12 protein-coding genes are annotated in these 13645 nt (G+C 52.5%); 3 read left to right on the plus strand and 9 right to left on the minus strand.

Going from position 1 to position 13645, the window contains the following annotated elements; translation table 11 throughout:
* Positions 1–8: 8 nt before the first annotated feature.
* Positions 9–704 (plus strand): 7-cyano-7-deazaguanine synthase QueC, encoded by a 696-nt coding sequence (gene queC, locus KTJ90_RS14635; RefSeq protein WP_187512780.1) that lies wholly within the window; start codon positions 9–11, stop codon positions 702–704.
* A 49-nt stretch (positions 705–753) separates the two neighbouring features.
* On the opposite strand, the gene KTJ90_RS14640 is transcribed toward queC, so the two are convergent.
* The 9 genes from KTJ90_RS14640 to bolA form a co-directional block, all read right to left on the minus strand.
* Positions 754–1152 carry an acyl-CoA thioesterase gene (locus tag KTJ90_RS14640; RefSeq protein WP_003850485.1) on the minus strand — a complete coding sequence of 133 codons (399 nt, stop codon included), beginning with the start codon at positions 1150–1152 and terminating at the stop codon, positions 754–756.
* 100 nt (positions 1153–1252) lie between these two features.
* Positions 1253–1606 carry a ComEA family DNA-binding protein gene (locus KTJ90_RS14645; protein WP_008924899.1) on the minus strand — a complete coding sequence of 118 codons (354 nt, stop codon included), beginning with the start codon at positions 1604–1606 and terminating at the stop codon, positions 1253–1255.
* Positions 1607–1746: 140 nt separating this feature from the next.
* Positions 1747–3615, minus strand: coding sequence for a peptidylprolyl isomerase (gene ppiD / locus KTJ90_RS14650; protein ID WP_008924898.1), 1869 nt, complete (start codon positions 3613–3615; stop codon positions 1747–1749).
* A gap of 248 nt (positions 3616–3863) precedes the next feature.
* A complete protein-coding gene (hupB, locus tag KTJ90_RS14655) occupies positions 3864–4136 on the minus strand; it encodes a nucleoid-associated protein HU-beta (protein WP_033731763.1) in 273 nt (90 codons plus the stop codon).
* Between the two features lie 214 nt (positions 4137–4350).
* Entirely contained in the window at positions 4351–6705 is a 2355-nt protein-coding gene (gene lon / locus KTJ90_RS14660) for an endopeptidase La (RefSeq protein ID WP_003850493.1), read from the minus strand.
* Between the two features lie 186 nt (positions 6706–6891).
* A complete protein-coding gene (clpX, locus tag KTJ90_RS14665) occupies positions 6892–8163 on the minus strand; it encodes an ATP-dependent protease ATP-binding subunit ClpX (RefSeq protein ID WP_003850494.1) in 1272 nt (423 codons plus the stop codon).
* A 134-nt stretch (positions 8164–8297) separates the two neighbouring features.
* Entirely contained in the window at positions 8298–8921 is a 624-nt protein-coding gene (gene clpP, locus KTJ90_RS14670) for an ATP-dependent Clp endopeptidase proteolytic subunit ClpP (protein WP_003850496.1), read from the minus strand.
* Between the two features lie 335 nt (positions 8922–9256).
* Positions 9257–10561 (minus strand): trigger factor, encoded by a 1305-nt coding sequence (gene tig, locus KTJ90_RS14675; RefSeq protein ID WP_039659077.1) that lies wholly within the window; start codon positions 10559–10561, stop codon positions 9257–9259.
* Positions 10562–10854: 293 nt separating this feature from the next.
* Positions 10855–11169, minus strand: coding sequence for a transcriptional regulator BolA (gene bolA, locus KTJ90_RS14680; protein ID WP_008924895.1), 315 nt, complete (start codon positions 11167–11169; stop codon positions 10855–10857).
* A 286-nt stretch (positions 11170–11455) separates the two neighbouring features.
* Between bolA and KTJ90_RS14685 the strand changes: the two genes are divergently transcribed.
* Both KTJ90_RS14685 and ampG read left to right on the plus strand, forming a co-directional pair.
* A complete protein-coding gene (locus KTJ90_RS14685; protein ID WP_008924894.1) occupies positions 11456–12034 on the plus strand; it encodes a lipoprotein in 579 nt (192 codons plus the stop codon).
* A gap of 57 nt (positions 12035–12091) precedes the next feature.
* Positions 12092–13582 carry an MFS transporter gene (gene ampG, locus KTJ90_RS14690; RefSeq protein ID WP_499025169.1) on the plus strand — a complete coding sequence of 497 codons (1491 nt, stop codon included), beginning with the start codon at positions 12092–12094 and terminating at the stop codon, positions 13580–13582.
* Positions 13583–13645 lie beyond the last annotated feature (63 nt).

The following is a 13645-nucleotide window of genomic DNA, read 5'->3' on the forward strand; positions in this document are numbered from 1 at the left end:
AAAACACCATGAAACGCGCTGTTGTAGTTTTCAGCGGTGGACAAGACTCCACTACCTGTCTGATTCAGGCCTTAGAGCAATATGATGAGGTTCACTGCGTCACGTTCGATTATGGACAACGCCACCGGGAAGAGATTGAGGTTGCCCGGGATCTGGCCAGTAAACTGGGCGCGCGCGCGCATAAAGTACTGGATGTGACCATGCTGAACGAACTCGCCGTCAGCAGCCTGACACGGGATAACATTCCGGTGCCGGCTTACAATCCTGAGGCCAGTGGTTTACCCAGTACGTTCGTGCCGGGCCGCAATATTCTCTTTCTGACGCTGGCCTCGGTTTACGCCTACCAGGTTGAAGCGGAAGCGGTGATCACTGGCGTCTGTGAGACCGATTTCTCTGGCTATCCCGATTGCCGTGATGAGTTTGTTAAAGCGCTGAACAATGCGGTGTCGCTTGGCATGGCGCGCGAGGTTCGTTTTGAGACGCCGCTGATGTGGCTCAACAAAGCGGAAACCTGGGCGCTGGCGGACTACTGGCAGCAGCTTTCGCTGGTACGTGAGCAGACGCTGACCTGCTATAACGGCGTGAAAGGTGACGGATGTGGTGAGTGTGCTGCCTGCAATTTAAGGGCTAATGGCTTGCAGGGGTATCTCAACGATCGTGATAGGGTAATGGCCGCGATGAAAGCTAAGAGCGGCCTTAGTTAAGGCACTCTGGCGTGGCGGCAGAGAATTTAGTTTGCCGCCTTTACCCGGTTTATGCCATCAGACGCATCAGTCGCTCGCGTAATTCTCCTTCCAGCGCAACCGCCTTCTGGGTCCGCAAATCAATACAGACAAACGTGAGTGCAGCATCCGCCACGACGGTTTCCTGACCTGCCAGCAAAACCCGCTGCGCAATAATGCCGCTTTTACCATTCAACTGCGTGATTGCACTGTCGATAGTGAGTACGTCGCCCAGCACGGCCGGGCGACGATAATTGATGTTGATGTTGACCACCACAAAAGCCAGTTTCTGTTCCTGCAACCAGTGGAATGCTTCAACCTCTTCCAGCCATTCCCAGCGAGCTTCCTCAAGAAACTCAAGATAGCGTGCATTGTTGACGTGCTGATAGACATCCAGATGATAGCCGCGCACTTTTATGGTGGTCTGCATGGTCATGCTCTCCTGCTACTGTAAGTTAACTGGTTGGACCTGTTCACTTTAGCAGAGTCGCCTGCTCAGCGCGGCTTAAGCATCACAGATGTGTACTGCCTCACAATTTCAGCCTGCCCGCATTCCGCTCTATCAACGCGTTGCCAATGCCCGGCACTTCGCTAAGTTGCTGAATTGCGCTAAAGGGCCCGTACTGTTCGCGATAGCTCACAATCGCCTGGGCTTTTTTCAACCCTACGCCATTCATGACGGCAGTGAGCTGTTCCGCTGTCGCGTCATTGATACTGACCTGCTCCTGCTGTGGCTGTAAGGGTGATGCCGGCTTTGACGCGGATAGTGCGCTCTGCGTGACAGCGTCGCTGGCAGATTCAGGGGCCGCAGAGACGCTGGTATGACAGAGTGCACCACCCAGCGCGAGGGAAAGATAAAGGGCAACGAGTTTAGGTTTAGCCATGCTGTGTTTCTCCTTGTGTTTAAACAGCAGCGACAGCGTGTCACCGCTGCGCACAAGGCACAAAAGTGGAATTGCAGAAATGGAAAAGGCCGCGAATGCGGCCTTTGATTGTTACTGTTGTTGCACTGTTTCTGCGAGGCTTACTGCATTTGTGCAGCAGCGCCGTACTTAATTTTGGCTTCTTTACGCAGGTTTTGCAGCAACGCTTCAAACGTCAGCTGTGCATTATTCTGCGTGACGCCTTTGACCATTTCGTCAATCTGCGCCTGCGGCATGCTACCCGTTTTAACTTTATCAACCGCCACCAGTACCACGTTGCCCTGCATATCTTCGCTCACACCCCATGAAGGTTTATTTTCCGCGGGCTGAGGGAGATTAAAGGCCGCCTGTGCAACAGGATCCTGCGCGTTACGGTCAACAGTTTTGCTGGCGCTCAGGGTCAGACCCGCGGCAGTCAGCGCATCCTGCTTACCGGCTTTGAGATCGGTCAGGAGTTTATCCGCCTGGGCTTTCGCCTGCTGCGTCGCTTTATCATGCTTAAGCGTGTCCGTGATCTGCGCCTTAACCTGATCCAGCGGTTTTACCGCTTCTGGTTTGTGCTCACTGATACGCAGCACAAAGGCACGATCGCCATCAACAGTGATGATATCGGAGTTGTTGCCCGGCGCGCCGTTTTGCCCCACAAGGCCACCATTAAAGATCGCCTGCTTCACCGCATCGAAGTTCAGTGCGTCTGGCAGCGTATCCTGGCTGAACCAGCCGGTCTCTTTCGCTTTCAGACCCGAAGCCTGCTCCGCACCCGCCAGTGACTCATTGTCATTGCTGGCTGCTTCGCTGACTTTCTGTTGCAGTTTGTAGAAGGCATCAACGCCCTTTTCCTGCTTCACTTTCGCGGCAATGGCGCTGCGAACGTCATTCAGCGGCTTAACCTGCTCTGGCTGAATATCGTCGAGACGAACGACCAGGAAACCCACTGAGGATTTGATCACGCCTGACATCTGGCCTTTCTGAGTCAGACCCGCATTTTTCAGCTCATCCGGCGTCGTTGAAGGTTCCAGCCAGCCCATATCACCGCCCTTACGCGCAGAAATAGGGTCGATTGATTTGGCTTTCGCCACATCCGCGAAGCTGGCGCCACCTTTCAGCTGGGCCAGTACCGCATTGGCATCGGCTTCAGTTTTAGTCTGAATCACGCTGTAACGCGTACGCTGCGGCTGTGTATAGTCTGCTTTATGCTGGTCGTACCAGGCCTGAATATCCGCCTCGCTGGCATCCTGTTGCATGCTGGCCGCATCCATCAGGATATAGCTGACACGGAACTGTTCCGGCGCCATAAAACTGGTTTTATGCTGCTGATAATACTGACTGATTTCATCGTCGGTGACGGTTTGCTTCGCCGCCAGCGCGTTGACGTCCAGCGTCGCCTGACGAATGTCACGCTGTTGTGAAACCAGGTCCACCAGTTTACTGGCTTCGCCTTTGAGCGTGAAATCGGTGTTAGCAACGGCATTAATCAGCTGCTGATTAGAAAGTTGCTTACGCAATGCTTCAGCGTACTGGTCAGCACTGAAACCCATGTTGCCGATCAGAGCCAGATATTTCGCATTGTCGAATTTGCCGTTGGTCTGGAAAGCCTGCTGATTGAAGATAGCCTGCTTAACCTGATCGTCACTGATGCTGAGGTGGAGATCTTTGATGTAGCTGTCAAGCAGCGCCTGATCGATTAACTGCGACAGCGCCTGCTGGCGGATCTGCTGCATGTAGCCATCGTTGCTGGCCAACTGCGAGAACTGGTCGCCCAGCATCTGCTGCTGACGGCTGCGTTCGCTGTTGAACGCCTGCTCCAGCTGTCCACGGCTGATCTCCTGACCATTAACTTTGGCCGCATAATCGTTATTGCCGCCAATCAGATAGTTGCCAACGCCCGTCAGCACAAAGGAGACCATAATCAGTCCCAGAATAATCTTGAGCACGACATTGTTCGACGCCGCGCGTAAATTGTCCATCATGGTATGGCAACACTCCGCTGTAGTGTGAATGTAAAGCTCGGTCGCAATTCGCCACTCGCTGGCGACTCACGCAACTGCAGGCTTAGCTGGCAGTCTCAATCCGGTCCAGGTCCATCTTACGGCCCGATTCTCACCGGTTAAAACAAAAAAAGGCACATCAGATTGATGTGCCCGTATGTTACATGAGAACGGGTTAATCGTCCTCTAATCCACTGAAGAAAATGCGTCAATGAATCTATTCGTTGTTATTAATTGACAGCGTCTTTCAATGCTTTACCAGCACGGAAACCGGGAACTTTACCGGCCGGAATGGTGATCTCTTTACCGGTTTGCGGATTACGACCGGTACGTGCAGCGCGGTCACGCACAGAGAATGTGCCGAAACCCACCAGAGCCACTTCATCACCCTCTTTCAGCGCATCTGAAACTGAGCCCATAAATGCATCTAAAACACGTCCTGCAGCAGCTTTAGAAATATCAGCATCGGCAGCAATTTTGTCGATCAATTGTGACTTATTCACTCTATTCATCCCCTCTTTTATTATTTCACATCGCACCCTGCATCCAGCCAGGTCCGAGCGCGCAGCAAGTTATATCAAGCCAGTGACGCCGAAACAACGTAATTTCTCTGAGAACGTCGCGTCGGCAGCCACCTAAATTAGCGGCACAAAAAAAAGCTGGCAAGCGCCAATTGCCTTGCCAGCTCCGCTTTTTAACGGTTTATGCCGTTAATCACTATTTTGCTGTCGCGACCTGCATGCCGTATGGCGCATTTTCCAGTGCCAGATTCAGCACCTCTTCAATGCGTTTCACCGGATGAATCTCCAGATCGGCAATCACGTTCTGTGGAATTTCTTCCAGATCACGCTTGTTGTCGTCCGGGATCAGCACAGTTTTAATACCGCCACGGTGTGCTGCCAGCAGTTTTTCTTTCAGCCCACCAATCGGCAGTACCTGACCACGAAGGGTAATTTCACCGGTCATGGCGACATCTGCACGAACCGGGTTACCGGTCAGACAGGAAACCAGCGCAGTACACATGGCGATACCGGCACTTGGACCATCTTTCGGTGTGGCGCCTTCTGGCACGTGAACGTGAATATCACGTTTTTCGTAGAAGTCACCATTGATGCCAAGCTTCTCGGCACGGGCACGCACTACGGTCAGTGCAGCCTGAATCGACTCCTGCATCACTTCACCCAGAGAACCGGTGTAAGTCAGTTTGCCTTTACCCGGCACGCAGGCGGTTTCAATGGTCAGCAGATCGCCACCCACTTCCGTCCAGGCCAGGCCAGTAACCTGACCAACACGGTTTTCACTGTCAGCACGGCCATAGTCAAAGCGCTGTACGCCCAGGAAGTCCTTGAGGTTTTCGCCATTGATGGTGATGTGCTTCTTAGTCTTGTCCATCAGCAGTGATTTCACCGCTTTACGACACAACTTCGACAGCTCACGCTCAAGGCTACGCACACCGGCTTCACGGGTGTAGTAACGGATAATGCCGACAATCGCGCTGTCTTCAACCGTAATTTCGCTGGCTTTCAGGGCGTTACGTTCAATCTGCTTAGTCAGCAGATGCTGCTTAGCGATATTCAGCTTTTCATCTTCGGTGTAACCCGACAGACGAATCACTTCCATACGATCCAGCAGCGGTGCCGGAATGTTCATTGAGTTCGACGTTGCCACAAACATCACATCAGAGAGGTCATAGTCGACTTCCAGATAGTGGTCGTTGAACGCAATGTTCTGCTCAGGATCAAGCACTTCCAGCAGGGCAGACGCAGGATCGCCACGCATGTCAGAAGACATTTTGTCGATCTCATCCAGCAGGAACAGCGGGTTTTTAACCCCCACTTTCGCCATTTTCTGGATTAATTTACCCGGCATAGAGCCGATGTAAGTACGGCGGTGACCACGGATTTCTGCTTCATCACGCACGCCACCCAGCGCCATACGCACATATTTACGTCCGGTCGCTTTCGCGATCGACTGACCCAGAGAAGTTTTACCTACCCCTGGCGGTCCGACGAGGCAGAGAATCGGCCCTTTGATTTTGCTGACGCGACTTTGAACCGCAAGATACTCAAGAATACGATCCTTCACGCGCTCCAGGCCATAATGGTCGGTATCCAGCGTCTCCTGCGCTTTACGCAGATCTTTCTTCACTTTGCTGCGCGCGTTCCACGGAACCTGAACCATCCAGTCGATGTAGCCGCGAACCACGGTGGCTTCAGCGGACATCGGGGACATCATTTTCAGCTTCTGCAGCTCAGCTTCTGCTTTCTCACGCGCTTCTTCCGGCATTTTTGCCGCGTCGATTTTGCGTTTTAACGCTTCGTACTCGTCAGGCGCGTCATCCATCTCGCCCAGCTCTTTCTGAATCGCCTTCATCTGCTCATTCAGATAGTACTCGCGCTGGCTTTTCTCCATCTGCTTCTTAACACGGTTGCGAATACGCTTCTCAACCTGCAGCAAATCGATTTCAGACTCCATCATCGCCATCAGATATTCCAGACGCTCGTTGACGTCGGACATCTCCAGCACAGACTGTTTGTCTGCCAGTTTCAGTGGCATATGTGCTGCGACGGTGTCGGCAAGGCGGGCCGCATCGTCAATATTGTTCAGCGAGGTTAAAACCTCTGGTGGGATCTTTTTATTGAGTTTGATGTAGCCTTCAAACTGATTGATCGCCGTGCGCACCAGCACTTCCTGCTCGCGCTCTTCGATCTCTGGCGAAACCAGATATTCAGCTTGTGCCACAAAATGGTCACCGTTATCGGCCAGCGTGGTAATGTGGGCGCGCTGTAAACCTTCGACCAGAACTTTGACGGTGCCGTCCGGCAGTTTCAGCATTTGCAATACTGAGGCAACGGTCCCTACTGAAAAGAGATCGTTAATGCCAGGTTCATCCGTTGAAGCCTCTTTCTGTGCGACCAGCATGATTTTTTTATCATGATCCATTGCGGCTTCAAGGCACCGAATTGATTTTTCCCGGCCAACAAACAACGGAATTACCATGTGCGGATAAACCACCACGTCGCGCAGCGGCAACACGGGGATTTCAATGCGTTCAGAACGCTCAGGATTCATAGAGCTCTCTCTTTGTTTAATGTCCGCCAGGTGATGGGAACCGCATCAGGCAGGTATGCAGTTAAACCCACAGGTATCTGAGTATATGGGGATGCTTATCCGACATTCAACGTCACAGAGGCGAGAAAAGCAAAAGGGGAAACATTTTCCCCTTTTTTATTATGACAACATGGACGATCTGTTTAATTATTCGCCAGACGCCTGCGCTTCATGCTTACCATAGATCAACATGGGCTCAGACTGACCTTCAATAACTGATTCATCAATCACTACTTTTTCCACGTCGTCCATGGAAGGCAGATCATACATCGTTTCCAGCAATGCGCCTTCTACGATGGAACGCAGACCACGTGCACCGGTTTTACGTGACATCGCTTTCTTCGCAATGGCAGTTAACGCCTCGTCACGGAACTCCAGCTCAACGCCTTCCAGGTTAAACAGCGCCTGGTACTGTTTCGTCAGGGCGTTTTTAGGTTCACGCAGAATCTGAATCAGTGCTTCTTCGCTCAGTTCGCTCAGGGTGGCAACCACTGGCAGACGACCGATGAACTCAGGAATCAGACCAAATTTGATCAAATCCTCGGGTTCACACTGTGAAAGCAATTCGCCTTCGCTGGCTTTCTGCGACTTCCCTTTCACGGTGGCGCCGAAACCGATACCGGATCCGGTTTCAACACGCTGGGAAATCACTTTGTCCAGGCCGGCAAATGCGCCGCCGCAGATAAACAGAATTTTCGAGGTATCAACCTGCAAAAACTCCTGCTGCGGATGCTTACGTCCACCCTGCGGTGGAACGGCAGCGACGGTGCCTTCAATCAGCTTAAGCAGAGCCTGCTGTACGCCTTCACCTGACACGTCACGGGTAATCGACGGGTTATCTGATTTGCGTGAGATTTTGTCGATTTCATCGATATAAACGATGCCGCGCTGTGCTTTCTGAACGTCGTAATCACACTTCTGCAGCAGTTTCTGGATGATGTTTTCAACGTCTTCACCCACATAACCGGCTTCAGTCAGCGTAGTGGCGTCAGCCATGGTGAACGGCACATCCAGCAGGCGTGCAAGGGTTTCTGCCAGCAGCGTTTTACCACTACCGGTGGGACCAATCAGCAGAATGTTACTTTTGCCCAGTTCGATGCCATTGCTGGTATCGCCGTTGCGCAAACGCTTGTAGTGGTTGTAAACGGCAACCGCCAGCACTTTCTTCGCTCTTTCCTGGCCGATGACATAATCATCAAGGTGATGGCGAATTTCATGTGGGGTTGGCAACGCACTACGTTCACGATGCGGCGCAACTTCTTTAATCTCTTCGCGAATGATGTCGTTGCACAGGTCAACACATTCATCGCAGATATACACTGACGGCCCGGCAATCAGCTTTCGCACTTCATGCTGGCTTTTGCCGCAAAAAGAGCAGTACAGCAACTTTCCTGAACCGTCTTTGCGCTTATCTGTCATCAGTTAACCTCTTCTAGTTCTCAGGCCATACACGCGTACGGCTCAGGCCGTGCAGAGACGGCCGAAATTCATTCAACCCATAATAGTACCGTTACCCTGTTAACTATAGACCAGGGACAACGGTAAGTCGGGTCTTATTGGCGATGCGTCAGAATTGAATCGACTAATCCATACTCTACCGCTTCACTTGCAGAGAGGAAACGATCACGCTCGGTATCGCGCTCAATTTCTTCCAGCGTTTTACCGGTATGCTCAGCCATCAGCTCATTCATACGCTGCTTAACTTTCAGGATCTCGCGCGCATGGATCTCAATATCTGACGCCTGGCCCTGATAGCCGCCCAGCGGCTGGTGGATCATTACACGTGAGTTTGGCAGACAGAAACGTTTACCTTTGGTACCCGCCGTCAGCAGGAACGCACCCATTGAACAGGCCTGTCCCATACAGATGGTGCTGACATCCGGTTTAATAAATTTCATGGTGTCGTAGATCGACATACCGGCCGTGATCACACCGCCAGGTGAGTTGATGTACAGATAGATATCTTTTTCCGGATTTTCAGCTTCCAGAAACAGCATCTGCGCCACGATCAGATTTGCCATGTGGTCTTCAACCTGGCCGGTCAGAAAAATGACACGCTCTTTCAGCAGACGGGAGTAGATGTCGTATGAACGCTCACCACGCGAAGTTTGTTCAACCACCATTGGCACCAGCGCATTGTGCGGTGCAGTATATTCACGATCGCCACTGTATGACATTACCGTCTCCTGGATAAATTTCATTGGCAACATTCTGTACCGATTCTACGTAAGACGCGCGGGAAACTCCACGTCGCACCTTTTCCGACACCTTCAGGACGGTTAATCAGCCAGCCTCACTCTCATTTCTGCATACTCCCACTATCTTGGGATGCTGCACGCATGTTTCAAGCATAACAATCTTTTCCCTGTTCGCTAACCCGGAAAAAGCGATGCGTGAATAATTTGCCGATTAATTAAACAAATAGCAGCGAAGAGTGCCGTTCTGTACGCAAAACACAAAAAAGCCCGTGACTTTTCAGTCACGGGCTTAGCACAGACGGTTAAATGTGAGATCAGGCCTGAGCGGTCTGATTCATCAGATCCTGGAAGTTGGTCTCTTTCTCAGTCACTTTAGCTTTCGCCAGGACTGCTTCAACCGCTTGCTCTTCCAGCGCGACGTTGCGCATATTGTTCATCAGCTCGTTATTCTTGCTGTAGAACTCGATCACTTCCTGCGGATCTTCATACGCAGAAGCCATCTCTTCGATCATGGTGCTTACGCGTGCTTCGTCAGCTTTCAGCTCATGGGTACGAATCACTTCGCCCAGCAGCAGACCGACAACAACACGGCGTTTAGCCTGCTCTTCGAACAGTTCGCGTGGCAGTTCCAGCGCCTGCTGTTCGTTGCCACCGAAACGCTGTGCAGCCTGACGACGCAGAACGTCGATTTCGCTGTCAACCAGCGCAGCTGGCACGTCGATTTCGTTAGCTTCAACCAGGCCGTCGATCGCCTGCGTTTTGATGCGGTTACGGATAGCGCCTTTCAGCTCGCGATCCATGTTCTTACGCACTTCGGTACGCAGACCGGCAACTGAACCATCTTCAACGCCGAAACGTTTGATGAACTCTTCAGTCAGCTCTGGCAGTTCGCGCGTTTCAACTTTCTTCAGCACGATCTCGAACTTCGCATCTTTCCCTTTCAGGGTTTCTGCGTGGTAGTCGTCCGGGAATTTCACATCGATAGTGAAAGTCTCGCCCGCTTTGTGACCCACAACGCCTTCTTCAAAGCCTGGGATCATGCGGCCCTGGCCCATGGCCAGAACGAAATCAGTGGCTTTGCCGCCTTCGAACTCTTCACCGTCAACAGAACCGTTGAAATCGATAGTGGCACGATCTTCCGGGCCTGCAGCAGCGTCGCTTTCGATCCAGTTGGCCTGCTGCTTACGCAGCGTGTCCAGCATGGTATCAACGTCAGCGTCAGTGACTTCAACGACTGGTTTTTCGACTTCGATGTTTTCCAGGCCTTTCAGCTCAACTTCCGGATAAACTTCGAATTCAACCGCGTAAGTGAAATCCTGACCTTCTTTGTACTCACCTGGCACGTAGTTTGGTGCGCCAGCCGGGTTAATTTTTTCTTTGATGATGGCGTCAACGAAGTTGCGCGTCATTAGCTCGCCCAGCACGTCCTGACGGACAGAAGCGCCATAACGCTGCGCAACGATGTTCATCGGCACTTTGCCTTTACGGAAACCATCGATACGGACTTTCCTGGCAACGTCAACCAGTTCTTTTTTTACTGCACTTTCGATGCTGTCAGCTGCAACAGTAATCGTAATGCGACGGCCCAGGCCCTGAGTGGTTTCTACAGAAACTTGCATCTTGTTACCTCAAAAAATCACGTGCTCGGTCAACTTCAGACACCACACATAGTGAAATGCGCCGTATCCAACAACCGGGACGGCTTCCGTGAAGAGAACCTGATCCCTGTTACCAGAAGCGTCCCGAAGACATTCCGGAAAAATAGACGCAGCATTATAGCGGCATCGCTGGAATGAGTCGAGGACGCTAACTCACCACTTTTCAGCAGGTTTGCTGCTTTTTTGAGCCAGGGATCGCGTTTTTCACTAAATAAAAGAAAAAACGGCCCGCAGGCCGTTTTGGAGAAGGGAGGTCAGGCGAGTGTACCGGCACCGCGGCAGTTAGGCGAAGCCAGTACGGTATCCTGCAATCCTTCCCACTCTTTCAGTGTGTAAGTATGCAGGGCTAAGGCATGAACGCTGCCCGCTAATTCAGCCGCCAGCTCGCCATAAATTAAGCGATGACGCGCCAGAAAGCGCTGGCCTGCAAAACAGTCGCTGACAATGACCACTTTGAAGTGACTTTCTGAGCCGGCAGGAACGTTGTGCCGGTAGCTTTCGTCATGCACTTCCAGATGAGCTGGCTGAAATGCCACACGCAGCTTTTCTTCTATTTGTTCGCGGATCATGGCTATTACTCCTCAATGGCGAGCGCTGTGCCCCATCTCATTCAATCTTAGTCGCTTTTAGTGCGCTTACCCGTCAGCAGAGGCTAAATATTGCATTTTATGTCAGCCCGCCTCCGACGCGCATAATAACCTAGCTGAAACGAACAGCAAACTAACCTGTCAGAGAAGGGGCTTAAAACGGTTTCAGACACAATTTCACCGGCAACAGGGCTTTTTTCACTGCCGGGCAATGCTATGATGCCTCCAGTTTTTGCAAACCAACCCCCTGACACCAACGAGAAAAAGTATGTTGAAAAAACTGTTATTCCCACTGTTGGCTGCGTTCATTTTAGCCGGCTGTGCAACCAGCAATAATACCCTGACAATCCAGCCTAAAATTCAGTTGCCACAGCAGGACCCGGGCCTGATGGGCGTAACCGTCAGCATCAACGGTGCCGACCAGCGTAAAGATCAGGCGCTGGCAAAAGTAAACCGTGATGGTCAGCTAGTGACCTTAACACCTTCGCGCGATCTGCGTTTCCTGCTGCAGGAAGTGCTGGAGAAGCAGATGACCGCTCGCGGTTATATGGTTGGTCCTAATGGCGCGGTAGACCTTCAGATTGTGGTTAACAACCTCTATGCTGACGTGACGCAGGGCAATGTGCGCTATAGCATCACCACCAAAGCGGACATCTCGATCATTGCGACCGCAAAAAACGGCAACAAACAGGTTAAAAACTACCGCCAGACTTACAGCGTAGAAGGCGCGTTCAACGCCAGTAACCAGAAGATCACCAACGCGGTTAACTCCACCATGAGCGATGTGATCGCGGATATGGCGCAGGACACCAGCGTCAACGACTTCATCAAGCAAAACGCCCGTTAACACCCTCTCTCTTCTGCCCTGCCTTGAGCAGGGCATTTTGTTATCTGCAGGATCCGCATGAACCACTACCTTCGCCTCTTCAGCCAGAAAAACGCCGCCGTATTGTTGCTCCTTGGGTTCGCTTCGGGATTGCCGCTGGCACTGACATCGGGCACGTTGCAGGCGTGGATGACGGTGGAAAATGTCGATTTAAAAACCATTGGCTTCTTTTCGCTGGTCGGCCAGGCCTACGTCTTTAAATTTCTCTGGTCACCCATGATGGACCGCTATACGCCGCCGTTTCTGGGCCGCCGCCGCGGCTGGTTGCTGCTCAGTCAGCTGGCGCTGGTGGGGGGGGTTTTCGCGATGGGATTTCTGCAACCAGGACGCGATCTGACCCTGATGGCCGCGCTGGCGGTGCTGATCGCTTTCTGCTCCGCCTCTCAGGATATTGTCTTTGATGCCTGGAAAACGGATATCCTGCCACCTGAAGAACGTGGCAGCGGTGCCGCGATTACCGTGCTGGGTTATCGTCTGGCGATGCTGATTTCAGGCGGACTGGCGTTGTGGCTGGCTGACCGCTATCTGGGCTGGCAGGCAACCTACTGGCTGATGGCGCTGATGATGGTGCCGGGTATTATCGCGACGCTTGCGGCCAGCGAGCCCGACACACGCATCTCTACCCCACATTCGCTGCGTCAGGCGGTTGTTGATCCCCTTAAGGATTTTTTCCAGCGTAACAACGCCTGGTTGCTGATTACCCTGATTATTCTTTACAAGCTGGGCGATGCATTCGCCGCCTCGCTGACCACCACCTTTTTGATTCGTGGCGTCGGCTTCAACGCCGGTGACGTCGGCCTGGTCAACAAGACGCTGGGCCTGCTGGCGACGATTATCGGGGCGCTCTATGGCGGTGTTCTGATGCAGCGTCTGAGTCTGTTCCGGGCACTGATGATTTTCGGCGTGCTGCAGGCAGTCTCAAACTTTGGTTACTGGCTGCTGGCGGTGACCGACAAACAATTGTGGAGTATGGCCAGCGCGGTTTTTGTTGAAAACCTGTGCGGCGGCATGGGCACGGCGGCCTTCGTGGCCCTGTTAATGACCCTTTGCAACAAATCCTTCTCTGCAACACAGTTTGCCCTGCTGTCGGCGCTCTCAGCCGTTGGTCGGGTCTATGTTGGCCCGGCTGCGGGCTGGCTGGTTGAACTCTGGGGCTGGCCAACATTTTATGCTTTTACGGTATTTGCGGGACTGCCTGGGCTGCTACTGCTGACTTTTTGTCGACACACACTGAATCAGGTCGAGCAAAGTGGCAATTTCCTCACACGAAGCTACTATCCTCATGGTTATCGCTGGACTAATCGTCTGTTTGCAGCCGGATGCGGCGTACTGGCTCTCTGGCTGGTAGCGCTGGCACTGAATGCACTGGGACTGACTGCGCTGGCACCGCTGCTGACCCGCCTGTTCGAGCTGGGCATGACCCTCTCCTTACTGGCGGTGCTTGCCGGGGTGTTGCTGGACTACCGGGCGCTGAAGAAAACGCCGGTGTTACCTGCATCAGATGCTTAAGTAAAATCGATAGGTTAACGAGCGGCGACTTATTTTATGCCATGCCGATAAGTCGCCATCATT

Source organism: Pantoea jilinensis, assembly GCF_019104105.1.
Lineage (GTDB): Bacteria > Pseudomonadota > Gammaproteobacteria > Enterobacterales > Enterobacteriaceae > Pantoea > Pantoea eucalypti.